The following is a 24,519-nucleotide window of genomic DNA, read 5'->3' as shown; positions in this document are numbered from 1 at the left end:
ATGATCATTAAGTCAGCTTTTCGCTTGCCACTAGCGGATTGAAGTTAGATTGTATCTTCATAAAGCCGAGTCATAAATTTCACTAAAATTGTGGCGTTTACACCGTATTATTTCTTATCTGACTCCTGCTCATTTTCAGCTTCAGTTTTAGCTTTAGCTTTAGCTTCAATGCGTTGTTCTTCTATGATGTTGGCTCTATTAAGTAAGCTTATCAATAACAATACCGGAAAGCCGATTAAACTGGCTGCGATAAAAAAGTTTACATAACCAAATGCATTGACGTACTCCCCTGAAAACCCAGCAATAAATTTGGGGAATAAAATCATAATCGATGACAATAACGCATATTGAGTTGCGCTATAACCGCTGCTGGTTAATTTTGATAAATAGGCAATAAAGGCTGCAGTTGCAATGCCGGCACTAAAATTGTCCACCGAAATAGCAAAGGTTAAAAATGATACGTTGTAACCAATGTGGGCTTGCCACGCAAACAATAAATTGGTTAAGGCAACTAGTAAGGCTCCTAAAAACAGAATCCGCATCGTGCCGTATTTCATCACTAAAATGCCACCCGCCCCTGCTCCGAGTAAGGTCATGATTAAACCGTATACTTTACTTAAAAAAGCGATTTCTTCTTTGCTAAAACCCATATCCACATAAAACACATTGGCCATAACGCCCATGACAATATCGGAAATTCGGTAGCAGGATATCAGCAACAATATCAAAATGGCCGTTTTGCCATAACGTCTAAAAAAATCACTAAATGGCAACACACTGGCGCTGTAGATCCATGCAAAAGCCTTAGCAACTTTATCAGGATAACGCTCAGAAAAGTGCAATTGTAGCAAGCGCTCTTCTTCATCGGCTTCTTTAGTATCAACAAGCGGCTCTTTGGCAAACAATGCTGTTATCAGACCGACTCCCATTAACAACGCCATAATGAAATACGCAGTTTGCCAAGATTCAAGATTGTATCCTTGATTATCTGACGATACCCAAGCAGCAATAGTTAGTGCACCTGCGGTGGCGACGATCATGGCGCTGCGATAACCAACCTGATAAGCGGCTGCTAATGCAGCTTGCATTTTTTCAGGGGCTGACTCGATTCTAAATGCATCAATAACAATATCTTGGGTAGCAGAAGCAAAAGCTAATAGCAGGGCACAAAGGGCAAGTCGTTCTAGATCCTCTAAAGGATCACTCATCGACATGCCTATGATCGAGCCAATTAAGCACAGTTGGGCGAAGATCATCCATCCTCGACGCCTGCCAAAAAAAGCGGTAAATATAGGTAACGACATGCGATCAACTAACGGCGACCAAGCCCATTTGAAGGCATATGTTAGTGCTATCCAGCTAAAGTAGCCAATGGCAGCCCTATCAACACCAGCCTCTCTTAACCAAAAGCTTAAGGTTGAAAAAACTAGCATTAACGGTAAGCCCGCTGAAAAGCCAAGCAATAATAAAATAAGTACCCGTTTATGATAATAAACAGCAACTAGGTCACGACAACGACTTAATATATCCGACATGAATTCAAGACTAAAGAGGCAATAGGGCTAGCTTACGGGGTGTGATTGAATGGTTCAAGCCATTGATTATTAATTTAGCTTAAATCAATGGCTCGTTGTTGTGAGTGAGTATCAAAAGTGGCGTGTTGTTATTATAACCGTACCCAAATGGCTAGGGCCGAACACCGACACAACTTTGTGGAAACGTACCGCCAATATTGATGTAATCGCAACATTCATTCACTTGGCTGCGTAGCAATTGATTACCTCGAAGTGCCCAATCAGGCCATTTGTCGAAGCAATGTAATAAATACCAAAATACGGTTTCAGTGTCAGTTTGTGGGCATTCCATCGCAGGGGAAATCTCTGTTAAGTGTTGCCACTCTTCAAGAACATCCCACATGTAAAGTTGAATTTCTTTATATTCTAGTTGGTTATCTAAGAAGGCTTTACCGTAAAAAGCCAGTTGTGGTGCTTTAGTTTCAATAAAATCGTTAGCTGTCATATGAACGTCCTTGAAATGAATGCGTGTAGGAAACAGCATGTAAACTACCTTTAGAGTATAGACTTAAAAGTGTAAATCGATAGGCAAGGACTGAAAAATTAATCTTTGTTAAAACTAGGTAGATTAACGAATTAATTTAATAGGTTACAGATGGAAAAAAGATTTAAAGCGGTGATAGCAATAAAAATAACAATAAAGAAAGTAAGGTTTTTGTCGATAGCGCATTTTTCGGAATAGGAATGCGCTATCGAGTGACATAAAGCGGATCAATTTTAGTGAAATAATGACTATCGAGCTAATGATTTAACGTGCTAACAAGGTCGCTTTATTTAAAATAACCTGATTAACAGGAACATCAGGCCAGTTTAAGGTTTTATTATGCTCCGTTGGAACTAAAGATATGGCCTCTAGTACGTCCATACCTTCAACTACCTCACCAAATACCGTATATCCCCAACGACGTTTTGACGGATCCAGTTTTTTGTTGTCACCAACATTGAAATAAAATTGACGAGTGGCTGAGTGCGGGTCGTTATCGCGTGCCATCGCAATTGTGCCTAATCCATTAGATAAACCATTTCCAGACTCATTAACAACAGCATCAGTGGAAGGAAGCTCTGCTAATGCAGGCGTTAATCCACCACCTTGTACAACAAACTCAGCAATCACTCGGTGAAAAATAGTGTTGTTATACTCACCTTTTACCACATAAGTCAGAAAGTTATCCACTGTTCTGGGAGCTCTAGTACGGTCTAGTTCAACAACAATTTTACCCATAGAGGTGTCAAATGCTACTTTGGGATAAAGCGTATCGGGTTGAATATCAACGGCGGCTTGAGCATGACTCAAGCTGATAAGCACAATTGCGACAACTGCGATAATGGCATTTAATCTAGCAAACATGGGTATTCCTTTTCTTATATTTGATGTCAGCGTTTATCTATTGAATGTTTATCCGTTAATTATTTAAGAACTGATGCAGTTCATCATCATTTAGAATTTCTGTAGTTAATTTATCGATTAATTTGTTAATGTCTAATTCGATTGTGGCGAAGTCAGGACTAAATGCACCTTTGAGATAGCCATTTCCACTAAAGCTTTTGGTAAATTCTTGGCGTGAATTAGTCGCCTTCACATTAATAACCAGACGCGTTTTAGCTTCGTAATTCATAGTGTTATCTGTTACATCTGTCAGTAAATATTCCAGCTGGAATTGCACTTGCTTACTTGCCGCGGGATCAATCACATAACCCGCTTTTCGCATGCCAGCACGAAACAAAGCATCAAGTTGCACTCGAACAGGTTCACTGGCACTGACTAATCTAGGTGGCTTTGGCGCTTGATCAAATTGAACAATAAAGTTTTTTGAGCGAGTATCAACCATTTCAAAACTGATAGCCGTGTCATTGTTGGTATGCAAACTTACTGCGCCCAGAGTGGGATTTAATGCAATGTGAGTGGGCTCGTTGCTAGCACAAGCGCTTAATAACAGAATGCTCAATACAGTTGGAATTATTTTTTTCATGGTGAGTTTAAAAATCATTGTGTTAACAAATACAGATGCCTAAAGGATACCAGAAATCTTTCTTTTTAACAGGGCTGGAATTGTCTTAGGTTGGCTTTATGTTGATTGACAATCGGCATTGATCAGGTCAAGTTAACAGCAATAATGATGTTAATGGTATGGATGTATTATGCAGCTTGTGCAACCGCAACTGGCTCCGGTAAATTTAATCGGCCCTGATGGCCAACCTACTTTTGGTTTATTTGATGGCAGCGTTGAAAACCTCAATGTAAAGGCGTTTAAGTACCATAACGAAATGGACAAACCTGCATCGGTAATGGCAAAGCATTTTGATTTTAAACAGTTTCAATTTGTGAGTATTGTTACTCAACGGTATATTTTAGGCTTGGCAATCGCGGATATTCGTTATGCTGCGTCGAGCTTTTGTTATCTTTATGACATTAAATCGAATCGTTTAGTGCAGTCTGAGTGGTTAAGACCATTTGGCTTAGGTTGCCGGTTAAGTGCATCGCCTCAAAATGGGATAGCTAGGGTTGGCAGTAAGCTGCATCATTTCCAGTTTGAAATTAAAGAGGGTCATTGGCACGTCAATATTATGCTAACTAATATTCAAGCCAAACTGACCTTGTCTGCTCCGCCATTGAGTTTACCGCTGAGCTTATCAACTCCAACGGGTTATAACGGCTGGACCTATACCCAAAAACACAATGCACTAACAGTTGCTGGTGAGCTGACCATTTTTAGTGAGCCACAACCATTACAACATGCTTTGGCAAGTTATGATTTTTCAGCAGGTTACATGCGGGCGAAAACGGCCTGGCGGTGGGCTTCGATAAACGCTATGACGCCGCAAGGTACTATAGGATTAAACTTAGCGGCAGGTGTAAATGAAACTGGAAATACTGAAAATGTGATGTGGGTGAATGGTCAACGGCATTTTTTAGGTGCTGCTAACTTTATGTTTAATCGTCATATTAGTGATGATTTTTGGCAAATAACCACAAATGATGGCCAAGTTGATTTAACCTTTAGATCACTTAATTGCCGTAAAGAAAAACTAAACCTCGGATTTATAAAAAATAACTTCCGCCAATATATCGGGTATTACAGCGGTGTGTTGACTGATAATAACGGTAAAAGATATCAATTGCATAATCAACTCGGATTAGCGGAAGACCATTTTGCAAAATGGTAATGAAGTTTTACTTTACGGATAATGAACGGAACACTAAATGAATTTTGATTGGCTGATATCTCACCCTGAAGTGCTGTTGTTAGTGCTTGCTCCGCTATTTTTTGTGTGTATTTTGCTTGAATGGCTTGTTCGAAATCGTTTACCTGCCAGCGCGCAATACCATGGCGTTGAAGTAATGTGTAACTTTGCACTTGCGGCAATGCATCAACTTGCCGACCTGCTTAGCGGATTATTGATTGCCAAGCTGTATTTGTGGCTGTTTGATTGGCGCTTGTTTGATATACAAATGACATTGGTGAGTTTTATCGTTTTGCTAATAGCACAAGATTTTTGTTATTACTGGTTTCACCGTGCAAGTCATCGCATTCGCTGGATGTGGGCAGCACATGTTGTGCATCACAGCTCAGAAACCATGAATTTCAGCACTGCGTTTAGACAAAGCCTAATGTATCCATTAGCGGGTATGTGGCTGTTTTGGTTGCCACTTGTCATTATAGGCTTCGACCCTAACTGGGTTGTGTTTGCGGTATTGCTTAATTTAGGTTTGCAATTTTTTGTGCATACTCAAGCCGTTAAGTCATTAGGTGTTATTGAGTACATTTTTAATACCCCGTCTCATCATAGGGTGCACCATGGGCGTAATCCGCAGTATATTGATAAAAATTACGCTGGTGTGTTAATCATTTGGGATAAGATATTTGGCACATTTGAGCCAGAAGTTGCCACGGTTGAATATGGCATCACTAAGCCTGTTAATAGCCTGAACCCTATCACAGTAACATTCGCAGAATGGCGAGATTTACTGACTGACCTTAAAGATCCTAAATTAAGTGGAAGGCAGAAAGTTAAGCTGTTGTTTTCACCGCCGCAAACTGCTCGCTCACTTGAAAATGAACCTGCTGATAGAGAGCAACAGGTATAGCGTTTACAGGCGAAAGAGTGAATTACTCGGTCGCTTATTGTTTAATCGCCTGCAAAATAACGAACTTACCGTTTGATGCTATAGTGGTGCAATTTTTAAAAATACGTTTTATTTTAACGTGATAGGCTAAATGGCGATTACCTACTATGTGTAACACGCCGCCTGTTGACAGTTTGCGATATGCATCTAAGAACATCTGCCAGGCAATATGATCTGTTATGGCTTCACCTTGATGGAAAGGAGGATTGCACAACACTAGGTCGGGAGTCTCATCACCAAGATTGGTTAAGCAATCATCCCAGTGAAACTCAGCTTTTGCTTGAAGTTGATTTGCATGATAGTTAATCCGACTTGATTCTACCGCCATTTCTGAGTCATCAACAAAGTGGATAGTTGCATTAGGGTGTAACTGCGCAGCACGTAAACCCAAAATGCCATTACCACAGCCTAAATCAACGATATTACGGTATTCACCTTTTGGCATATTATCTAACATAAATCGCGCCCCAATATCGAGCTTGTTAGCCGCAAACACGTTAGTAAGGTTATCAATCGTTAAGTTTAACTCTTCTACATTCCAGCTTATCTTTTTAGGTAATTCACGCTCAAACCCATCACTAATACAGGTAATAATACGCGTTTTCTTCCAGGTTAAACTTGCTGACGCCGGCCCTAAATTTTTGGTAATCAACTCAATAATTGTTTTGTTAATTGATTTGGCTTTAGCGCTAATTAACACTTGTACGCCCTTTGGCAATACATGTGACAGGCGCTGTAATTGATGGGCGAAGTAACTTAAGTTTTTAGGTAACTTCATTAACACCAGTTGAATATTGCTCGGCAGTAATTCTCGGCTATTAAAGTTGTTGATATGGGCATTACTGAGTTGGTTAGCGAGTAAGTTTTGTTGCGCACCTAACAAACTGGTTTTTGCGTCTGTTTCAACCATTAACGGCCAATTTGGATTGATTGCAGTTAATGCACACTGAAGGGCACCGAAGCTGTCATTAATAATCGCAGTATTGACAGGTTCTAGCTGCAGCTCAAGCAGATGTTTCACAAGGTGCTCGTCGCCAGCATCCCATGCCTGCAGATTAGATTCTTGCTGTTTAGGGTAACGAAATAGTGAAAGTACGATACCTTGGCAGGAGAATTGGCTAGCAGTCATAAATTTACCCAGAAGTTTATAGCATTAAAGCCGCTAATTATCTCAGTTCAAGCGTAAGATTGAAATCAATTAATGCCATCTTAAAGTGATATGCTGACAGTTAAGTTTCAAGTTAACCTAGTTAGTTAAGCGTATCTTCGTGGTTAAATGCTAGCGCTCATTTTATTCAAGCTACGAGCCTACTTTATTGTTTACGCCAAAATATCTTAAGCTGATTACGATAATCTTGGCAGCGAATGGATAGTGAGGTTACTTTTCTAATATTGCGTCGAGAATTTTAAATAAGGCAAACCTCATGCAACCAAGCCTTGCAATAGGGCGTGTGCTTACTGAGGTTAGCCATTAATAAAATAGGCTTAGATGAAAAACTGATAATCAGCGGATACAGATATGACTATTTGCTAGTCTATGTAAATTGTGCGTAAGATAAATAAATTAATACAGATTAAACAAAGGATTGATATGAAAGGTGCAGGTGGAACATCCGGTGGAATTGGGTCATTTTTTATTGGTTTGGTTATGATGTGTGGTGGTTTTTATATGCTGTTAAAAGCGATTAAGGTCACTAGCTCATTTGGTTTTAGTCATAGCCTTTATAGTGTTGGCGGCATGAACCTAACAAGTGGGATGATTATGATCCCGTTTATGTTTGGTGTTGGGTTGATGTTTTATAATGCGAAAAATATTTTTGGCTGGATTCTCACTTTTGGGTCTTTAGTTGGGCTTGTTTTTGGCGTTATAAGCTCAATTAATTTTCGTTTTACTCATATGAGTGCATTCGACTTGATCGTTATTTTAGTCTTGAGTGTGGGCGGTTTAGGGATATTTTTACGCTCGTTAAAAGCAATCGATAAGAACTTGCCAGGTTAACAAACACATTATTTGGTCGTTAATTCAATAAGCAGCGGTTGCATAGCTTTACTCAATGAGGGCTATTGATAATACATCCACAATAAGGTGTTTTGTTGTTACTATCTGGTTAACTTAGTTTTTAGCGGATTATTAAATTGACTCTTATCACCACGAAGGCACAGTCGGTTGACGCTTCGTCGCACACTTCATCCTATCGCGTTCTCCCTTGGATTATGAGTTTCCTGCGTCCTTATAAAGTGAAGGTCTTCGCAGCTGTTGTGTTTTTGTTTATAGGGTCGCTTGCCTGGTTGTCGCTGGGACAAGGGGTAAAGTTGATGGTTGATGAGGGATTTATTGCCGATAATGCCGCCCGCTTAAATGAAATTATTTTACTCATTGTTGCTATCACTATCGTCAGTGCATCGGCAGTATTTTGTCGATTTTATTTGATGACTTGGTTGGGCGAACGGGTTAGCGCCGATATTCGATTAAAAGTCTATTCACACTTGCTTACGTTATCACCGTCATTTTTTGCATCCCAACGTACGGGTGAGGTTATTTCTCGTTTTACTGCAGACAGTACCTTGCTTCAAAGTGTTGTTGGCTCAAGTTTATCAATGGCATTACGTTCGTCTGTTACCGTGTTGGGCGGTATTATCATGATGGGGTTTACCTCGGTAAAACTGACCGGATTAGTATTGTTGGCGGTGCCGCTAGTATTAGGGCCTGTGGCTTTTTTTGGTAATAAGGTGAGGCGTTTTTCACGAGAAAGCCAAGATAAGGTTGGTGATCTTGGTGCTTATATTGATGAAACGCTTCATGAAATACATACAGTACAAGCCTATACCCATGAAGCTGAAGATAACGTGGCTTTTGCTACTCGGGTCGAGGCAGTCATGAGTGTGGCTAAAGGGCGAATAAAGTATCGTGCATTGCTAATTTCAACAGTGATGCTGTTAAGCATTTCGGCGATTGCTTTTGTAACATGGGTTGGCGCGCAAGATGTCATGTTAGGAAACATCTCTGCAGGTGAGCTTTCTGCTTTTATGTTTTATGCCGTAATGGTGGCAGGCGCTGTGGCAACAATTAGTGAAGTGTTCAGTGAAATTCAACGGGCATCAGGCGCCACCGAGCGTTTAATTGAATTAAGTCAGGTACCTAAAGATATTATTGAGTTGGCACAACCGCAGCAGTTAATGGGTAAAACACATGGTGCATTATCTCTATCTGAGTTAGTGTTCGCTTACCCATCAGAGCCCAGTAATGCAGTGATAAATCATTTAAATGTGGAGATTAAAGCCGGTGAACGAGTGGCTTTAGTCGGCCCTAGTGGTGCAGGGAAAAGCACCTTATTTGAGTTGCTATTACGCTTTTATCAACCTAAGTCGGGGTTAATATCATTAGATGGGATTGATATTGCCAATTTGTCTTTATCACAATTGCGTCAGCAATATGCTTTAGTTCCTCAAGAGTCGGTAATTTTCGCTGCGAGTGTGTTTGAAAATGTCAGTTATGGACGAATTGATGCGACAGCCGAGGAAGTCAAGCAGGCCTGTATTGCGGCAAAAGCTGATGAGTTTATTGTTGATTTCCCACAGGGCTACGAAACCTATTTAGGTGAGCGAGGAGTGCGTTTATCTGGAGGGCAAAAGCAACGAATTGCGATTGCCAGAGCTATTTTGGCGGATAGGCCGGTTTTATTGTTAGATGAAGCCACAAGTGCACTTGATGCGGTGAGTGAAGTTAAGGTAAAGCAAGCGCTAGAGACATTAATGCAGGGGCGTACTACATTGATTATTGCTCACAGGTTAGCCACTGTGATTAACGTTGATCGTATTTTAGTGTTAGACAAAGGTCAGTTAGTTGCAGCGGGGACCCACAATCAACTTTTGCAATCGAGTGAGCTTTATCGCGAGTTTGCTAATTTACAATTATTGTCAGAGCAGCCTGAAACCTAATTACGCTTTGTTGAGTGAACTTTTTGTAAACCAATAGAGTGCTTAATTCGTTTTTATCTCGAACAACACTCCACCCGCAAAGATCAACCTGCCCTAGGTAACTGACCCATAAAAAAAGATGCCTAAGCATCTTTTTTATGGGTTTGAGTGACGGGCTTGGCGTTTCATCAGCCTATTACTGAAGTGTGACTATCCCGAAACCAGAAAAACCGAGTGGCTATTTTCTTAGCTCTCTTCGAAGGATTTTTCCAACGGTGCTTTTAGGTAACTGCTGCGTGAACTCAATAATTCTCGGTACTTTATAAGCGGTAAGCTGGGTACGGCAATAAGCGTTAATGGCTGACTTTGCTGCATCCTGATCTTGGTCTGGATCTTTAAGTACAATTACGGCTTTTACCGCTTCTCCAGAATGATCATCAGCAACACCTACCACAGCACATTCCATAATCAGTTCATGCCCTGAAAGCACATCTTCCACTTCATTGGGATAAACGTTAAAACCAGAAACAATGATCATGTCTTTTTTACGATCGACAATCGAGTGGTAACCATCTTCAGAGGCTATCGCAATATCGCCAGTTTTGAAATAACCATCTTTCGTCATAACCTTGGCTGTTTCTTCAGGTTTATTCCAATAACCAGACATGACTTGAGGACCACTGACGGCCAGTTCTCCCGCTGTGCCCGTAGCGACTTCGTTATCATCCATATCTAAGATTTTAACTTTAGTGTCTAACACGGGTTTGCCAATGGTGCCAAGACGCTGGTGGCCCGGAGCATTTAAACTCACTACCGGTGAGGTTTCAGATAAGCCATAACCTTCAGAAATCATACAACCCGTGGTTTGTTGCCATAAATTGGCCGCCGCACTTGTCAATGCGGTGCCGCCTGAGATTGTAATCGTCATTTTGCTAAAATCGAGTGCTTTAAATTCTGGTTGGTGACACAAACCTATGAAGAGCGTATTTAGCCCCGCAAATCCAGTAAATGGATAAGACTTCATCGTTTTGATTAAACCGCCAACATCACGTGGATTAGGGATTAATACCGAGCAACCACCAGATTCAAAATACAATACAAGATTCACCATAAAAGCATAAATATGATAAATCGGTAATGGCGCGACAAAGATATCCTGTCCCTCTGTCATTGTACTTGCAATTCTTGATTTCACCTGGCCTGAGTTCGCCAACAAATTACGGTGCGTTAGCATAGCGCCTTTGGATAACCCGGTCGTGCCCCCCGTGTATTGCAGTGCAATTAAGTCTTCATGGTTTGGTTTTACAGGTACAAAGGTGTGTTGTTTACCTAACTTCAGCACAGTATTGAACTCTACATTGTTCATCGCCGTCTTAGGTTGCACTTGTGGTGAAATTAGGTCTAAAGCATGGGTAGAAATAACATGTTCAATCGGCGTAGATTTAACCACTTTGGCTAATGATGGTAATAGATCTGATAGCACGACTAATGCCTTTGCTCCCGAATCATTAAATTGATGGATTAACTCGCGCTCGGTATAGAGGGGGTTCGTATTGACGATCACTAAACCTGCACGAATAACGCCATAAGCCGCAATAACAAATTGAGTGATGTTAGGTAACTGGATCGCGACACGATCACCCGGTTTAAGATCAGTGCAGTTTTGAAGATAAGCGGCAAAATCTCGTGACAGTGTTTCTATTTCATTAAATGTGGTGTCTTTGCCCAGGCAAGCATAAGCAGTCTTATTGCCGTATTTGGCACAACTTTTTTCTATTAAATCAACAATTGAGGAATAATTGTTTAGGTCAAGTGTTGAATCTGCATCGTAAGCCATAAAGATCACCTTTTATATTGTAATTATCTTGGGTGTTAAGAAATCAAACGAGTGTTTAGATTAGTGTGTTTTTAGGTTTCAGGTCAATGGAAAACTGCTGTTTTGTGTGATTGTCTTGAGATAAGTATGCCATTGTATTTAAGAGTATTTACTCTATTTAAGATGGAGTTTCATTGACGTTTGGTTCCGCTTTGAATTTAGGCTAAGTCATCGCCAAATGACCAGTAAAGCATCCTGTACTAATACAACTATATAGTTGATTTATTGAGCATATTTAAATAAATATAAGGTAACACTTATGTGTAAATATTTTAATACGCACGTTTGCTGTTGAAATTAACTCAAAATAGTTGAATTATTTTTTATTCTGTTAGGTTGTTGATTTTTGTGTGATTAATTGCTATTTGGTTGTGTTTTGTTCTTTGTTAATTATTAATTCTGTCTATAAATCACCAATAAGTATTAGCATTTGTGTAAATATTGTTATAAAAATGTAGCTGTAATGATGATTTTATCTTTGGGAGAGACGATTTCTCACACAGGATGTGTTTGGAAATAGTCATCAAGCATTAAACAAAATAATAATGACTGAGAACATATAATGACAATTAATCATAAAAGTAAATTCGGTAAAAGCTCATTAAGCTTAGCCGTTTCGATAGCGCTATCTGGTACTTTGTTAAGCTCACAAGCCTTTGCCGCTGAAGAAGAGGCCGTGAGTGAGAAAGTAGAAAAAATTGCGGTAATTGGTTCTCGCTCAGCCCCCCGTTCAGTGGGCGAGTCACCGGTACCGATTGATATTATTAGCAGTGATGATTTAAAGAAAAATGGTTCGACTGACATGATTGACATGTTGGTGACATCAGTGCCTTCTTTTAACTCCCGTGCACAACCTATTAGTGATGCCGCAACATTAGTGCGTCCAGTTAACTTACGTGGCTTGCCTTCGGACAGTACTCTATTACTGGTTAACGGTAAGCGCCGTCATCGTGCATCGGTTATTGCTTTCCAAGGTGGTGGTGTAAACGATGGTGCACAGGGCCCCGATATTTCAGTAATCCCAAGTGCAGCGTTAAAGCAAGTTGAAGTATTACGTGATGGGGCTGCTGCGCAATATGGCTCAGATGCTATTGCAGGTGTAATGAACTTTGTTTTAAAAGACAGTGCTGAAGGTGGCTCAATTTCAGTAAGCCAAGGCGAGTATTATGAAGGCGACGGCGCAGCTACAACGATTGATGGCAATATCGGTTTACCATTAACGGATGACGGCTTTATTAATTTAAGTGCTCAATATAAAACCGCAGATTCGACAAGTCGCAGCGTACAACGTCCAGATGCCGCGGCTATTGCTGCTGGTGGTAATGAGTTCATTCAAAATCCGGCGCAAATTTGGGGTAACCCAGAGTTAAAAGACGATTACACTGTCTTCATTAACGCTGGATTCGATATTAACGATAAACACAGCATATATGCATTTGGTAACGTGTCATCGCGCGAAGCAATTGGTGGTTTCTATTACCGAAACCCACATAACCGTGGCAACGTATACTCTGTTGATGGCGGTGAAACATTGCTTGTCGGTGCAGTTAATGGCGACCAATCTACTTGTGCTGTAGTTCCAGCTAATGTACCGAATGTGTTAGATACCGATGCCTATAAAGCGATGGTAGCAGATCCTAACTGTTTCTCTATGAACCAAATTCGCCCTGGCGGGTATACTCCTCAATTTGCGGGTACGATTGACGATATGTCTTTCTTCGCCGGCGTTAAAGGTGAAATTGCAGAATGGGATTATGATGCCAGTGCGGGTACTGGCTCGAACAAAGCAACCTTCAGTTTACGTAACTCTTTAAACCCTTCTATGGGTCTAGATACGCCTACAGATTTTGAAACGGGTGCCTACGAGCAAGTTGAAACAACTGTTAACTTAGACTTTTCTCGCTTGTTTGATGTAATGAATGGTCTTAACTTTGCGTCAGGTTTTGAATACCGCGAAGAATCTTTCGAAATCACCCAAGGTGAAGAAGCTTCTTGGATAGCTGGTCCATATGCAGATCAAGGTTTCAACATTGGCTCACACGGCTTTAAAGGTTTTGGTCCTGAGTCTGCTGGAAAAAATGATCGTAACAATATTGCTGTTTATACTGATGTTGAAGCTTATTTAGGTGAGAGATGGTTGCTTGGTGCAGCACTTCGTTATGAAGACTTCTCAACCTTTGGCGATACACTGAACTATAAAATCACCGCGCAGTTCTCAGCTACCGATGATTTAGCGTTTCGTGCGTCACACAGTACCGGTTTCCGTGCGCCAACTGTTGGGCAAGAAAACGTCGTTAACACCCAAACCTCTATTGTTAATGGTGATTTAATTCAGACATTTATTGCCCCACCTACCGATCCGCTAGCGGCATTTTATGGTGGCGAAGTGTTAAAGCCTGAAGAGTCAATTAACTATGCTTTAGGTGCTGTTTATCAAAGTGGTGATTTCTTCTTAACCGTTGATTATTATAATATTGAAGTAACAGGTCGTCTTGCTCAATCAAGTCAGATTGAAGTAGAAGCTAAAGATTACGATGCTCTACGAGCTGCAGGTGTTGAGTTCCCTGAACTGATTTCTGCAGTCACTTACTATACCAATGACTTTGATACTACAACTCAAGGTGTGGATATTGTAGGTTCTTATGATACTGAGTTGTTCGCAGGTGACACTAAATTTAGCCTAGCATATGGCTGGACTGATACTAGCGTTGATAAGTTCAATGAAGAAACGACAGACCCAGGTAAAGTACGCCGTTTAGAGGATGGTATTCCTGCACATCGTGGTACTTTGACATGGGGTCAAAATTGGGATGATTTAAGCATGAACTTACGTGCTAATTATTTCGGTGAATATTATGCCACCCACGCTGATGACACTTCTGATTGGGGGTCTGAAATGGCTGACTCAGCAGTGACCTTTGACCTTGAAGTGAGCTACACAGTTATGGATAGTTTAACCTTCTCGGTTGGTGCGAATAATATATTCGACCAAGAAGCTCAGAAGCTAAAAGATGGTACATTAGGTGAGTTAGGTGCTGTTTACTATGAAAGTGGTCCATTTGATTACAATGGTGGCTACTACTACGGTAAAGTAAACTACCGTTTCTAGAAATCGTTCAATGTTTGAATAAAAAGACTGCTGAGGCAGTCTTTTTTATTGCTGCTGATGACAAGTGTTAATCAATAATTTGGTCAATCAAAGTAGATTTCATTGTTCTGTAAAAAACCTCAACTCGCTTAATAGATGGGCTAAATAAGCTGAATTCAATAGATTTAGCTAATTTTGTAGCAAACTTTTCATTTTTGGAATCAAGACACATTAACACCTCAATAGCTGGCCTATTGCACGTTAATGAAACGCAGCTAGCAAGGCAATCTGCTGTTTTGTTGGCGTTTATTTCCCCGAGTTGAGGTTAAATATCATGATCAAAGCGTAGAGGAGTAATATCAAAGCTAATTTTACCGTTGCGTTAATTCTAACGGCAGATAACAAGGTCACTTTACAAGGTAACTTTAGGTGTGGCAAAAGAGACGTTTAATCACCTTTTGGATGGTAGGCAGAGCTTTAAAGGTTCACTCATTCAATGAATAATGAACAAACCTTTAATCTTTTGGCCTGCAGTGTTGCGCAAAGAAAGTATCAAATTCGACATTGCACTCAATATGAACTCTGGTGAAAAGATTGATATTATTTGTTCATCATAGCTAGCGCTTGATAAACATGAGTGATAGCAAGCTCTCTAGGGAGTTCGATACCTTGGGGGTAGGCTGGGCCATAGACTTTATTATACGGAGTGCCCGCAGCGCCCTGAATACCCATGTACTGTTCGATCACACTATCAGCTTCTGACCAGTTACCTTGCATAAGCACAATATTGTCTGCCAATAGGGTATTCACCACTTGCTCTCGATGCAGAACGTTAGCTTTATTGGCTTGACAAGGGACACACCAATCAGCCGTAATATCCACAAAAACTGTATACCCTTGTTCTACATAGGGAGCAATTTTTTCCGGCGTTAATGGTTGCCAATGCAGTTTTTGATACGCATTATAATTTTCGCCTCTATGGACAAAGGCAATGATACTCGCAAGGCAGATGGCTAACCCTCCAAGTACTACAATCACAGCCATTGGGATCGCTTTACCTTTGTATTTTGCAAACAATAAACCCGCTATAGCCAGCATTAATAAAATGAGCAATAAAGACGCGATAATGGACATAATAATACTTATTGAGTAAATAGAGGGGTTAGCATATCAAGATTTACTTAATTTGGTGTTAATGTCATTTATTATTTTAACCTCAATTGTGACTAATCGATGAATGAACGAAATGAAAAGCGAGTATTTATATGATGAAAATCAGACGCTAAACTCGGGTATAATCATGCGAAGTTAAGCGTTAATAGTGAACCTGTTGTAAGTTTTCTTAAGTAAATAATTCACTGATATAAGGTACAAATAGCTGTTTAATATGTTTTGATTAATCAGCATTGAGTTTGTTGTACTTTCACAAATTGAAAAATAACTAAGGGGAAGTATGAGTTTTACTACGTGGCTAGGTTTGCTGGCTATATGTTGTTTGGGAGCTATGTCACCAGGGCCGAGTTTAGCTATGGTTGTGAGGCACACGCTTGGTGGTAGCCGCTTGCACGGTATTGTTTGTGCCTGGGCACATTCTATTGGAATTGGTGTTTATGCCTTAGTCACATTACTTGGTTTAGCTGTAGTACTGAAAGCCTCACCATTATTATTTAATGGCATCGCGCTTGTAGGCGCTTTATATCTTGCTTGGATAGGAATTCAAGCTTTGCGGTCAAAAGGTGGAATGCAGCAAAAACTGCAAGCTGGCACTAAAACCAGTTTATGGACAGCAGCTCGAGATGGCCTAGCTATTTCAATATTCAACCCAAAAATATTATTATTCTTTTTAGCTTTATTTAGTCAGTTTGTTTTGGCTGCTGAAAATATAACCGGGCAAACGTTAATTGTACTAACCCCTTTAGTTATAGACGGGCTGTGGTATACGTTAATTGCTATTGTGTTATCCCATTCAGCTATATTACCCAAACTGCGTGAAAAGGCCTTGTGGATCGACAGGTTATCAGGTGTCGTGTTAATTGCATTGGCCTGCAGAGTGATAATAACTATTTTTTAGCGTTAGTTTTGTTTGAGTCGATTTAAGAAACAAAAAAGCCATCATTACGATGGCATTTTTGTTTCAAAGATAAAATGATTCTAGTTCTTGAATACTTGAACACTGTCATCTTTTACTGGTTCTTGCTCAGGGTTACTGACTGGGGGATGTTTAATGTGGTCGTCTAAATTTTCATTGAGCATTTCTTTAAATTCATTCGAAAACCAGGCCAAGGCATTTTCTTTTTCTGCCGCTAAATCAGATGATTTTATCGCCGCTTCAAAGGCATTATAGCGTGCAGCAGCATAACGTAATGCTGTGCCGACTTTGCCAATATCATTTTCTGATTGACCAAGCTGGTTCGCTAATGCAATAAATTGATCGGCTAGTTGATAAATTGTCGTTGCGCTTTGGGCTTCTTGAGGTGCAGATTGTTCAGACATAATGCTCACTTTAGATGATCAGTAAAAAAGCTAAGTGTACCGAGTTTTGGGTTAAAATTCAGTTAAAACTTAGCTATCAGGATCCGAATCTGTGATGACCTGCCCATTACGAGAGTCGTAATAAATAGAAAGTGTGTTGAGTTGATTATAAAAATATCGACACTGATCAGGATTTATATAAGTCGCTCTGTAATCAGATGTATCTGGGCTGGGGCTGGTCGAGATACTTGGTGCATCTTGAAGTATGGTTGTCCATACCGAGATGCAGTCGGCACTATTATCAAGACGAGGCGAGCTTTCGAATGGCGGATAATTTTGTGCTGGATATCCCCATAAGTTCATGTCAAGTTGACCGTTAACACCTGCGTTTTCATAAATCTGTAAATTGTTAGCGGGGCCCGAATTTCCCATGGCAGCCCACTTAACATGCGCAAGGCCAATACCTGAAGAGAATGCACCACCTGTACCTTTTACATTGGAGACATGTGCATCCTGCTGTAAGTTGATAAATTTAGGTAAAGCAATGACGGCAAGAATTGCCAGTATAATAATTACTACGACTAATTCTATTAGGGTAAAACCATTTTGTTTAAGACGATAAAAGGGCATAAGTTTTATAATTACCGTTAATATCTTTATAATGATTTTATATTAGAATAGCTGAAAATAATTAGCAATTTATCAATGAGTTATCGAGGGGGAATTTGATTGGGAAATTGGCAGACATTTATTCAAAATCAACAGCAACAGCCATATTTTGTTGAGTTAAATGATTTTTTAACTCAGGAATATGCTTTAGGTAAAATAATTTATCCTCCTAAAGGCGATATTTTTCGTGCTTTTGAGTTAACCCCTATAGACAAGGTAAACGTGGTGATCATCGGGCAAGATCCTTATCACGGAGAGGGACAAGCCCATGGGTTGGCATTTTCTGTTAAAACAGGCGTTAAAATCCCCCCGTCGCTGGCCAACATATACAAAGAATTGAATCAAGATATAGATGATTTTGTTACGCCATCACATGGCAACTTAACCAAATGGGCTGAGCAGGGAGTATTAATGTTAAATACGGTGCTAACCGTTGAGCAGTCGTTAGCGCATTCACACGCCAAAGCTGGATGGGAAACCTTTACAGATAATGTTTTGTACTTGTTAAACCGTTCAGAAAAACCAATTGTATTTGTATTATGGGGGAGTCATGCAATCAAGAAAGGGCGTTTAATAAATGCTGAGCAGCATACTGTCTTGTCAGGACCTCATCCATCACCTTTGTCTGCATATCGAGGCTTTTTTGGCTGCCATCACTTTTCTAAAATTAATGAATTGCTCATTAAAAATGGAACCACGCCAATTGATTGGCAGGTATAGCTTGGCAAGTACTAGGAAGATACAAAAAAGCAGCCACCTTAGCGACTGCTTTTAGTTATTATGCAATTATTGGTTAGTTTTTACGATTAACCGATAAATGCGCTAATGAAATCAATGCTTGTTTGTAGTCAGTGTCCGGCAGTACAGAAAGTGAGTCAATGGCTTTTTGCGCTTCTTGTTCAGCTTTTTGTTGGGTGTAATCAAGTGCGCCGCAAGCATGCAATGCGGCAACGATTTCATCAATCGCCTGAGTCCCGTCTGCGTTTTCAATTGCAGTTTTAATCAGTTTTTTAGCCTGCTCATTACCATGCTCCATGGCATAAATTAACGGTAAGGTTGGTTTTCCTTCAGCTAAATCGTCACCTATGTTCTTTCCTAACTCGTCAGTATCTGCGGTGTAATCCAGTAAATCATCCGTTAACTGGAATGCCGTTCCCAAAAATTTACCATAATCACCAAGTGCTTGTTGCCATTCGGGAGTCACATTGGCGAGTACAGCGGCTAAAAGAGTTGCCGCTTCAAAAAGTTTTGCCGTTTTGCAATAAATGACCCGCATATAGATTTCTTCTGTGGTGTCTGGGTCGTTACAATTCATTAATTGTAAAACTTCACCTTCTGCAAGCACGTTTGTGGTATCGGCTAACACTTTCAGCACTTGCATGCTCTCAAGTTCTGTCATCATTTGAAAAGAGCGAGTGTAGAGAAAATCACCTACCAGTACGCTAGCACTATTACCAAATAATGCATTAGCTGTTTCGCGGCCTCGGCGAAGTGTTGATTCATCAACAACATCATCATGAAGTAACGATGCGGTGTGAATAAATTCAATAATGGCAGCTAATTTGACGTGGTGTTGACCTTTATAGTCAATGGCACGTGCAGCGAGGATAGATAACAAAGGTCTTAGACGTTTTCCGCCACCATTGATAATGTAAAACCCTAATTGGTTAATTAGGGCAACATCAGATTCGAGTTGCTTATAAATAAGTTGATCTACGGCTTGCATGTCCGTGTCTGTCAACTGTCGAATGGCGGTTAAATCCATAATACTCTCTGGTTTATTGGTGGAAGACGTTGTCCGTCGTTCTAAATAGGGTCGCATTTGGGTACATATCTTACAGGAGAAAGCAGCTGTTTTTCAAAGTTGTTATGACTAAAAATGAATATTTAACGCACTTTATCAATATAATGCTCTTTTTAACCTAACCCTTGGCAGCAAGTTAATGAATTAAAGTGCTTCAAGGTAAAAGAGTCAGTGCTTTTCTATATGGATTTAGGTAAAATCACTTCAAAATACAGCAAAGATAATCCAAGAAGATTTATTTACGACTCTGATAGTACTGCAGCCTCTATATGTGGCGATGTTACTTAATGTTTAGGTAATGTTCAGCTTATATAGATGAATATTGTGCAGTAGTTAGGGCTTTTTCATTTGATGATGAATTAATCCTTGCCAGTTTAAAAATCTTCGCGTAGAATCCGCGCCCATTGTCATTAAAAGTTTTTTAGCACCTAGTCTCGTAAGATCGAGTTAGTGTGCTAGTCATTTGGAGTAAAATAGCTATGTATGCTGTTTTTCAAAGTGGCGGAAAGCAACACCGTGTTGCTGAAGGTCATACAGTTCGTTTAGAAAAAATTGAAGTTGCTACTGGTGAAACTATTGAGTTTGACCAAGTACTATTGGTTGCTGACGGTGAGAACGTTCACATCGGTGCTCCACTAGTTGCTGGTGGTAAAGTTGTTGCTCAAGTGGTTAGCCACGGTCGCGGTGAAAAGATTACTATTCAAAAGTTTAATCGCCGTAAGCATCACGAAAAGAAAACCGGCCACCGTCAGTGGTTCACTGAAGTTAAAATCACTGCGATCAGCGCATAATTTAGGAGTCTAACTCATGGCACATAAAAAAGCTGGCGGTTCTACTCGTAACGGCCGCGATTCAGAAAGTAAACGTCTTGGTGTTAAGCGCTTTGGCGGTGAATCAGTTCTAGCTGGTAACATTATTGTTCGTCAACGTGGCACTAAATTCCACGCTGGTGTAAACGTAGGTATTGGTCGTGACCATACTCTGTTTGCATTAACTGACGGCAAAGTAAAGTTTGAAGTTAAAGGTCCTAATAACCGTAAGTTTATTAGCATCGAAGCTTAATTCTTTAACTAAGCTAGAATCTAAAGCCCTGCCTCTGGTAGGGCTTTTGTGTTTTTGTTATCAGTTTTCTTTAAAAAACCGATACAAGATTTACTTAAAATAATGATGTTATCCTGTTTTGTATAACGAACAGTGAACATCATATTTGAAGTATTATTTGTTGCAGCAAGCGCAAGATGTATTGACGTACACAACGCTTTTCTGCTCCCTGATATTTACTGTATTTAGGGTTATAATTAGCGCCATAGTTCAAAAATGAAACGGTTCTGTCGGATTTGTTTTTGAAGGTTGGAGTGTTAGGAGTCAGTATGAAGTTTGTTGATGAAGCCAATATCCGTGTAGAAGCCGGAGACGGTGGTAGCGGTTGTGTTAGTTTTCGCCGTGAAAAATATGTCCCTGATGGCGGTCCTGACGGTGGTGACGGTGGTGATGGTGGGAGCGTCTTTTTAGAAGCAAACGAAAATCTCAATACCCTTATTGATTATCGATTTACTCGATTTCATATGGCTGAGCGTGGTTCAAATGGCCGAGGTCGCGATTGTACAGGTCATGCTGGTAAAGATTTAGTTTTGCAAGTTCCAGTGGGAACTCGTGCTATTGATATCGAAACTGAAGAAAGTTTAGGCGATTTAACTACCCATGGCCAAAAGTTATTAGTTGCTAAAGGTGGCTTTCACGGTTTAGGTAACACGCGCTTCAAAAGCAGCACTAACCGCGCACCTCGCCAAAAAACACTGGGTACACCAGGTGAAGTTCGCGAGATTAAACTTGAACTGTTATTGCTCGCGGATGTTGGTTTGCTCGGTTTGCCAAACGCTGGTAAATCAACCTTTATTCGTTCAGTCTCTCGTGCAACACCAAAAGTGGCCGATTATCCATTCACAACTTTGGTTCCTAACTTAGGTGTGGTTAACCCACGTCCAGGGCAAAGTTTTGTTATTGCAGATATTCCTGGTTTGATTGAAGGTGCTGCTGACGGCGCAGGTTTAGGTATTCGTTTCTTAAAGCATTTAGAACGTTGCCGAGCTTTGTTGCACATTGTTGATATTAACCCTATTGATGGAAGCGATCCGGTTGAGTCTGCTAAAGCTATTGTGGCAGAGCTAGAAAAATACTCTCCTAAATTAGCAGCAAAACCACGTTGGTTAGTCTTTAATAAAATCGATTTATTGTTTGAAGATGAAGTTGTAGAAAAAGTACAACGCATTGTTAAAGAACTTGCCTGGGAAGGCGAGGTTTTCACTATGTCAGCATATAGTCGTCAGGGTACAGAAGAGCTAAGTGTTAAATTGTTAGACTATATACAAGCTCTGCCTGTCGATGACGATGAGCAAGATGGTGAGAAAGAAGTAGAATTCAAATGGGATAATTACCATCAGGGTAAAGACGATAACCTTAATGAAAATTATGATGATAGTGACGACCTAGATGATGATGACTTCGATGAAGATGACTACGATGTTGAAGTTATTTACCAACGTTAATTTTCAAGGATTACCGTGTACGCTGACAACCAAAATGATATTACCCGTTTAGTTGTTCGCAGTGCCCAATTGTTGCTTGCCTATGGTGCTGATTCTGACTTGGTTGAAGAATTGAGTCAGCGTCTAGGTAAGGCTTTGGGTCTTGCAAGTGTTGAACTTTCCATTTCCTCTAATGCCCTTGTGTTGACCAGTCTTGTACATGGCCGTTGTATTACCACAACCCGACGTATTCGTGCTCATGGGATCAATATGATGGTGGTTTGCGAATTGCAACGGTTATGTCTGTTAACCGAGAAAGGCGTCTACGGCGCGAATGAAGTTCGCCGTCGCCTTGCTAGAATTAAACCCAAAACTTACCCTGCCAAAATTGTTATTCCAATCATCGGTATATCTTGTGCTAGTTTTTGTCATTTATTTGGTGGCGATTTAATAGCATGTCTACTGACGTTTCTAGCCTCTTCAGTAGGAATGGCAGTCAGGTTGTATTTTGCCAAACGTCATTACAATCTACTTGTTAATTTTGCTATTACCGCATTTGTAACTAATGTTGTCGCTCAACTCGGGTATATATTTCCAATTACTGACACACCTCAAGTCACTCTTGCTGCGAGTGTATTAATGCTTGTTCCAGGCTTTCCGTTGATAAATGCCATCTCGGATATGGTAAAAGGCCATATTAACGTGGGTATTTCTCGCTGGGGCAATGCTAGTTTGCTCACTTTAGCATCAGTGATTGGTATTACTATTGCGATGCAGTTAGGGGGCATTTTCTAATGTCGTCACTATTACTCGATTTACTCAATGATGCATTTTTTTCAGCTATTCCAGCATTAGGTTTTGCCATTTTATTTAATGTTCCTCAGCGTTATCTTGTCTATTGCGCTTTGGCCGGTGCTCTAGGGCATAGTGCTAGAACCTTACTAATGCATGTTAATATGCCAATTGAATGGGCCACGTTTGCTGCAGCAGCATTAGTCGGTGTTATTACCATTCAATTTGCTAAGCGTCATCTTGCTCCGCCATTAATGTATGCTGTAGCGGCTATTATTCCTATGGTGCCAGGCACTTATGCATTTAATACCGTCATTGCCCTTATTCAGTTAACAGCCCAGAACCAGGTAAGCCCTGAATTAAGTGCCCAAGTTATTGTTAATGGTTTAAAAACCGTATTTATACTTGGTGCTTTAGCCGTCGGACTTGCATTGCCGAGTTTGCTGTATTATCGAAATAGACCCATTATTTAATCATAGGATTTTGTATGCGTATCGCAATGATTGCCGCTATGGCTAACAACCGAGTGATTGGTAAAGACAACCAAATGCCTTGGCATTTACCTGAAGACTTAAAGCACTTTAAAGCAATGACACTAGCCAAGCCTGTGGTAATGGGGCGTAAAACCTTTGAGTCAATAGGAAGGCCTTTACCCGGAAGGCACAATATTGTTATTACACGTCAGCATGATTATTCACCCGAGGGGATAACCTGCGTTACCAGTTTTGAACAAGCCATCTTGGCAGCAGGGGAATGTGAAGAGCTTGTAATTATTGGTGGTGGCCAGCTTTATGCACAGTTGCTTCCTAAAGCAGATGTACTATATTTAACCCACATTGAACTGGATGTAGATGGGGATACCTATTTTCCTGATTGGGACGATGGTAGTTGGCAACGGCAACAAACTGTTACTGCAACAAATGACAAAGGTTTGCAATATAGCTTTAACACTTTTGTTAAAAACTGTAAACTTGATCACGAGTTACCCTAAGAACAATGAATCATATCCACCAAGATGGAATGTTCAAAATACTATAATAATATAAAAGGAGTGTCAGATGCGTTTAATGCCTGCGGCTGTTGCCGTTGCTGTCCTGATTGCTGCATCTTCTGTGTCAGCCCCTGCCGTCGCAAACACTGATCAGTTAGTGGCTAACATATGTGATTATGTTAAGTCAGATGATAAAAACCGTTTACGTAAAAAATTGAAAGAAGCCCGCGTAAAATTACGCAACATTTATACTGGATTAAGTTGTGATGGCAGCAGTTTATTGCGTACTGCCTACAATTCAAATGCAAATGATGTTGGTGAGTTTATTGCGAAGCGTTTACCTGGTTCAGATCTTTCTGTTGTTGAATCCGATGGTAAAACCATTCTTGATTGGGCAAATGCTAATGGTCATAGTGGTAGTCCAATCACTGCTGCGATTAATGATCGTGTTAGTGGTGGTGCCGGTGATGAAGATTAATTCTTAATAGCTTAAATAAGTTAATAGTTGTCACCAAACATACCGACTTAAATAGTCGGTATTTTTTTGGCAGAAATTTGTATTTAGTGGCTGTTGACCTTTCAACCTATTTTTTGCAACGAATTATTAGCCCTTAATGTAAGGCAAAGGCTTTGTCATGTCGCTATTCAATATAAAAGGTGATAACGCGATAAAATGGTCAATTA

The 24,519-nt window shown here is 40.3% G+C and carries 24 protein-coding genes; 14 read left to right on the top strand and 10 right to left on the bottom strand.

Annotation, left to right across the window (positions count from 1 at the left end; all coding sequences use genetic code 11):
• Positions 1 to 107: 107 nt before the first annotated feature.
• The 4 genes from NE535_RS03975 to NE535_RS03960 form a co-directional block, all read right to left on the bottom strand.
• On the bottom strand, positions 108 to 1,535 hold the full coding sequence (locus NE535_RS03975; protein WP_261297388.1) for an AmpG family muropeptide MFS transporter: 1,428 nt from the start codon (positions 1,533 to 1,535) through the stop codon (positions 108 to 110).
• Positions 1,536 to 1,686: 151 nt separating this feature from the next.
• Positions 1,687 to 2,019, bottom strand: coding sequence for a hypothetical protein (locus NE535_RS03970; RefSeq protein ID WP_261297387.1), 333 nt, complete (start codon positions 2,017 to 2,019; stop codon positions 1,687 to 1,689).
• Between the two features lie 303 nt (positions 2,020 to 2,322).
• A complete protein-coding gene (locus NE535_RS03965; protein WP_261297386.1) occupies positions 2,323 to 2,922 on the bottom strand; it encodes a peptidylprolyl isomerase in 600 nt (199 codons plus the stop codon).
• 55 nt (positions 2,923 to 2,977) lie between these two features.
• The gene (locus tag NE535_RS03960) at positions 2,978 to 3,544 is read right to left on the bottom strand and encodes a YajG family lipoprotein (protein ID WP_261297385.1); all 567 of its coding nucleotides are present in this window, start codon (positions 3,542 to 3,544) and stop codon (positions 2,978 to 2,980) included.
• 169 nt (positions 3,545 to 3,713) lie between these two features.
• Here NE535_RS03960 and NE535_RS03955 point away from each other — a divergent pair, with 169 nt between their 5' ends.
• Complete coding sequence (locus tag NE535_RS03955) at positions 3,714 to 4,739, top strand: DUF2804 domain-containing protein (protein WP_261297384.1); 1,026 nt, start codon at positions 3,714 to 3,716, stop codon at positions 4,737 to 4,739.
• Positions 4,740 to 4,776: 37 nt separating this feature from the next.
• Entirely contained in the window at positions 4,777 to 5,661 is an 885-nt protein-coding gene (locus NE535_RS03950) for a sterol desaturase family protein (protein WP_261297383.1), read from the top strand.
• A gap of 34 nt (positions 5,662 to 5,695) precedes the next feature.
• Here NE535_RS03950 and NE535_RS03945 read toward each other — a convergent pair whose 3' ends face one another.
• Positions 5,696 to 6,829 carry a methyltransferase gene (locus NE535_RS03945; RefSeq protein ID WP_261297382.1) on the bottom strand — a complete coding sequence of 378 codons (1,134 nt, stop codon included), beginning with the start codon at positions 6,827 to 6,829 and terminating at the stop codon, positions 5,696 to 5,698.
• Positions 6,830 to 7,291: 462 nt separating this feature from the next.
• On the opposite strand from NE535_RS03945, the gene NE535_RS03940 reads away from it, so the two are divergent.
• Both NE535_RS03940 and NE535_RS03935 read left to right on the top strand, forming a co-directional pair.
• Entirely contained in the window at positions 7,292 to 7,699 is a 408-nt protein-coding gene (locus tag NE535_RS03940) for a hypothetical protein (RefSeq protein WP_261297381.1), read from the top strand.
• Positions 7,700 to 7,845: 146 nt separating this feature from the next.
• Positions 7,846 to 9,639 carry an ABC transporter transmembrane domain-containing protein gene (locus tag NE535_RS03935; protein ID WP_261297430.1) on the top strand — a complete coding sequence of 598 codons (1,794 nt, stop codon included), beginning with the start codon at positions 7,846 to 7,848 and terminating at the stop codon, positions 9,637 to 9,639.
• A gap of 217 nt (positions 9,640 to 9,856) precedes the next feature.
• Here the strand turns inward: NE535_RS03935 and NE535_RS03930 are convergent, their stop codons facing one another.
• Positions 9,857 to 11,455 carry an AMP-binding protein gene (locus NE535_RS03930; protein WP_261297380.1) on the bottom strand — a complete coding sequence of 533 codons (1,599 nt, stop codon included), beginning with the start codon at positions 11,453 to 11,455 and terminating at the stop codon, positions 9,857 to 9,859.
• Between the two features lie 601 nt (positions 11,456 to 12,056).
• On the opposite strand from NE535_RS03930, the gene NE535_RS03925 reads away from it, so the two are divergent.
• A complete protein-coding gene (locus NE535_RS03925) occupies positions 12,057 to 14,603 on the top strand; it encodes a TonB-dependent receptor plug domain-containing protein (protein ID WP_261297379.1) in 2,547 nt (848 codons plus the stop codon).
• A gap of 579 nt (positions 14,604 to 15,182) precedes the next feature.
• On the opposite strand, the gene NE535_RS03920 is transcribed toward NE535_RS03925, so the two are convergent.
• Positions 15,183 to 15,716 carry a thioredoxin family protein gene (locus tag NE535_RS03920; RefSeq protein ID WP_261297378.1) on the bottom strand — a complete coding sequence of 178 codons (534 nt, stop codon included), beginning with the start codon at positions 15,714 to 15,716 and terminating at the stop codon, positions 15,183 to 15,185.
• Positions 15,717 to 16,035: 319 nt separating this feature from the next.
• Between NE535_RS03920 and NE535_RS03915 the strand changes: the two genes are divergently transcribed.
• The gene (locus tag NE535_RS03915) at positions 16,036 to 16,653 is read left to right on the top strand and encodes a LysE family translocator (RefSeq protein WP_261297377.1); all 618 of its coding nucleotides are present in this window, start codon (positions 16,036 to 16,038) and stop codon (positions 16,651 to 16,653) included.
• An 80-nt stretch (positions 16,654 to 16,733) separates the two neighbouring features.
• Here NE535_RS03915 and NE535_RS03910 read toward each other — a convergent pair whose 3' ends face one another.
• Both NE535_RS03910 and NE535_RS03905 read right to left on the bottom strand, forming a co-directional pair.
• On the bottom strand, positions 16,734 to 17,075 hold the full coding sequence (locus NE535_RS03910; protein WP_261297376.1) for a DUF3144 domain-containing protein: 342 nt from the start codon (positions 17,073 to 17,075) through the stop codon (positions 16,734 to 16,736).
• A 69-nt stretch (positions 17,076 to 17,144) separates the two neighbouring features.
• Entirely contained in the window at positions 17,145 to 17,684 is a 540-nt protein-coding gene (locus tag NE535_RS03905; RefSeq protein ID WP_261297375.1) for a prepilin-type N-terminal cleavage/methylation domain-containing protein, read from the bottom strand.
• 99 nt (positions 17,685 to 17,783) lie between these two features.
• Between NE535_RS03905 and ung the strand changes: the two genes are divergently transcribed.
• Positions 17,784 to 18,443, top strand: coding sequence for a uracil-DNA glycosylase (gene ung, locus NE535_RS03900; protein ID WP_261297374.1), 660 nt, complete (start codon positions 17,784 to 17,786; stop codon positions 18,441 to 18,443).
• Positions 18,444 to 18,516: 73 nt separating this feature from the next.
• Here ung and ispB read toward each other — a convergent pair whose 3' ends face one another.
• Complete coding sequence (gene ispB, locus NE535_RS03895; RefSeq protein ID WP_261297373.1) at positions 18,517 to 19,488, bottom strand: octaprenyl diphosphate synthase; 972 nt, start codon at positions 19,486 to 19,488, stop codon at positions 18,517 to 18,519.
• Positions 19,489 to 20,006: 518 nt separating this feature from the next.
• Here ispB and rplU point away from each other — a divergent pair.
• From rplU to NE535_RS03860, 7 genes are all read left to right on the top strand, one after another.
• Positions 20,007 to 20,318, top strand: a complete 312-nt coding sequence (gene rplU, locus NE535_RS03890; RefSeq protein ID WP_188840520.1) for a 50S ribosomal protein L21 — start codon at positions 20,007 to 20,009, stop codon at positions 20,316 to 20,318.
• 16 nt (positions 20,319 to 20,334) lie between these two features.
• On the top strand, positions 20,335 to 20,589 hold the full coding sequence (gene rpmA / locus NE535_RS03885) for a 50S ribosomal protein L27 (RefSeq protein WP_007650346.1): 255 nt from the start codon (positions 20,335 to 20,337) through the stop codon (positions 20,587 to 20,589).
• Positions 20,590 to 20,897: 308 nt separating this feature from the next.
• Entirely contained in the window at positions 20,898 to 22,073 is a 1,176-nt protein-coding gene (gene cgtA / locus NE535_RS03880) for an Obg family GTPase CgtA (protein WP_261297372.1), read from the top strand.
• 15 nt (positions 22,074 to 22,088) lie between these two features.
• A complete protein-coding gene (locus tag NE535_RS03875) occupies positions 22,089 to 22,847 on the top strand; it encodes a threonine/serine exporter family protein (protein WP_261297371.1) in 759 nt (252 codons plus the stop codon).
• Positions 22,847 to 23,317, top strand: a complete 471-nt coding sequence (locus tag NE535_RS03870; RefSeq protein WP_261297370.1) for a threonine/serine exporter family protein — start codon at positions 22,847 to 22,849, stop codon at positions 23,315 to 23,317. Before NE535_RS03875 ends, NE535_RS03870 begins: the two co-directional genes overlap by 1 nt.
• A gap of 14 nt (positions 23,318 to 23,331) precedes the next feature.
• On the top strand, positions 23,332 to 23,835 hold the full coding sequence (gene folA, locus NE535_RS03865; protein ID WP_261297369.1) for a type 3 dihydrofolate reductase: 504 nt from the start codon (positions 23,332 to 23,334) through the stop codon (positions 23,833 to 23,835).
• A 67-nt stretch (positions 23,836 to 23,902) separates the two neighbouring features.
• Positions 23,903 to 24,313 carry a DUF3718 domain-containing protein gene (locus NE535_RS03860; protein WP_261297368.1) on the top strand — a complete coding sequence of 137 codons (411 nt, stop codon included), beginning with the start codon at positions 23,903 to 23,905 and terminating at the stop codon, positions 24,311 to 24,313.
• Positions 24,314 to 24,519: the final 206 nt, after the last annotated feature.

The sequence above is a fragment of the Shewanella holmiensis genome (assembly GCF_025370255.1).
In the GTDB taxonomy this organism is placed as follows: domain Bacteria; phylum Pseudomonadota; class Gammaproteobacteria; order Enterobacterales; family Shewanellaceae; genus Shewanella; species Shewanella holmiensis.
The sequence above is the reverse complement of the archived record's forward strand: the minus strand, read 5'-3'. Positions and strand labels throughout refer to the sequence as shown.

Excerpts from the sequence above, each read along its gene's own strand:
- NE535_RS03975 (WP_261297388.1), bottom strand. The coding sequence starts at position 1,535 with ATGTCGGATATATTAAGTCGTTGTCGTGACCTAGTTGCTGTTTATTAT.
- NE535_RS03940 (WP_261297381.1), top strand. The coding sequence starts at position 7,292 with ATGAAAGGTGCAGGTGGAACATCCGGTGGAATTGGGTCATTTTTTATT.
- NE535_RS03970 (WP_261297387.1), bottom strand. The coding sequence starts at position 2,019 with ATGACAGCTAACGATTTTATTGAAACTAAAGCACCACAACTGGCTTTT.
- NE535_RS03965 (WP_261297386.1), bottom strand. The coding sequence starts at position 2,922 with ATGTTTGCTAGATTAAATGCCATTATCGCAGTTGTCGCAATTGTGCTT.
- cgtA (WP_261297372.1), top strand. The coding sequence starts at position 20,898 with ATGAAGTTTGTTGATGAAGCCAATATCCGTGTAGAAGCCGGAGACGGT.
- NE535_RS03870 (WP_261297370.1), top strand. The coding sequence starts at position 22,847 with ATGTCGTCACTATTACTCGATTTACTCAATGATGCATTTTTTTCAGCT.
- rpmA (WP_007650346.1), top strand. The coding sequence starts at position 20,335 with ATGGCACATAAAAAAGCTGGCGGTTCTACTCGTAACGGCCGCGATTCA.
- NE535_RS03960 (WP_261297385.1), bottom strand. The coding sequence starts at position 3,544 with ATGAAAAAAATAATTCCAACTGTATTGAGCATTCTGTTATTAAGCGCT.
- NE535_RS03945 (WP_261297382.1), bottom strand. The coding sequence starts at position 6,829 with ATGACTGCTAGCCAATTCTCCTGCCAAGGTATCGTACTTTCACTATTT.
- NE535_RS03930 (WP_261297380.1), bottom strand. The coding sequence starts at position 11,455 with ATGGCTTACGATGCAGATTCAACACTTGACCTAAACAATTATTCCTCA.
- NE535_RS03925 (WP_261297379.1), top strand. The coding sequence starts at position 12,057 with ATGACAATTAATCATAAAAGTAAATTCGGTAAAAGCTCATTAAGCTTA.
- NE535_RS03910 (WP_261297376.1), bottom strand. The coding sequence starts at position 17,075 with ATGTCTGAACAATCTGCACCTCAAGAAGCCCAAAGCGCAACGACAATT.
- NE535_RS03950 (WP_261297383.1), top strand. The coding sequence starts at position 4,777 with ATGAATTTTGATTGGCTGATATCTCACCCTGAAGTGCTGTTGTTAGTG.
- folA (WP_261297369.1), top strand. The coding sequence starts at position 23,332 with ATGCGTATCGCAATGATTGCCGCTATGGCTAACAACCGAGTGATTGGT.
- NE535_RS03860 (WP_261297368.1), top strand. The coding sequence starts at position 23,903 with ATGCGTTTAATGCCTGCGGCTGTTGCCGTTGCTGTCCTGATTGCTGCA.
- rplU (WP_188840520.1), top strand. The coding sequence starts at position 20,007 with ATGTATGCTGTTTTTCAAAGTGGCGGAAAGCAACACCGTGTTGCTGAA.
- NE535_RS03915 (WP_261297377.1), top strand. The coding sequence starts at position 16,036 with ATGAGTTTTACTACGTGGCTAGGTTTGCTGGCTATATGTTGTTTGGGA.
- NE535_RS03955 (WP_261297384.1), top strand. The coding sequence starts at position 3,714 with ATGCAGCTTGTGCAACCGCAACTGGCTCCGGTAAATTTAATCGGCCCT.
- NE535_RS03920 (WP_261297378.1), bottom strand. The coding sequence starts at position 15,716 with ATGTCCATTATCGCGTCTTTATTGCTCATTTTATTAATGCTGGCTATA.
- ispB (WP_261297373.1), bottom strand. The coding sequence starts at position 19,488 with ATGGATTTAACCGCCATTCGACAGTTGACAGACACGGACATGCAAGCC.
- NE535_RS03905 (WP_261297375.1), bottom strand. The coding sequence starts at position 17,684 with ATGCCCTTTTATCGTCTTAAACAAAATGGTTTTACCCTAATAGAATTA.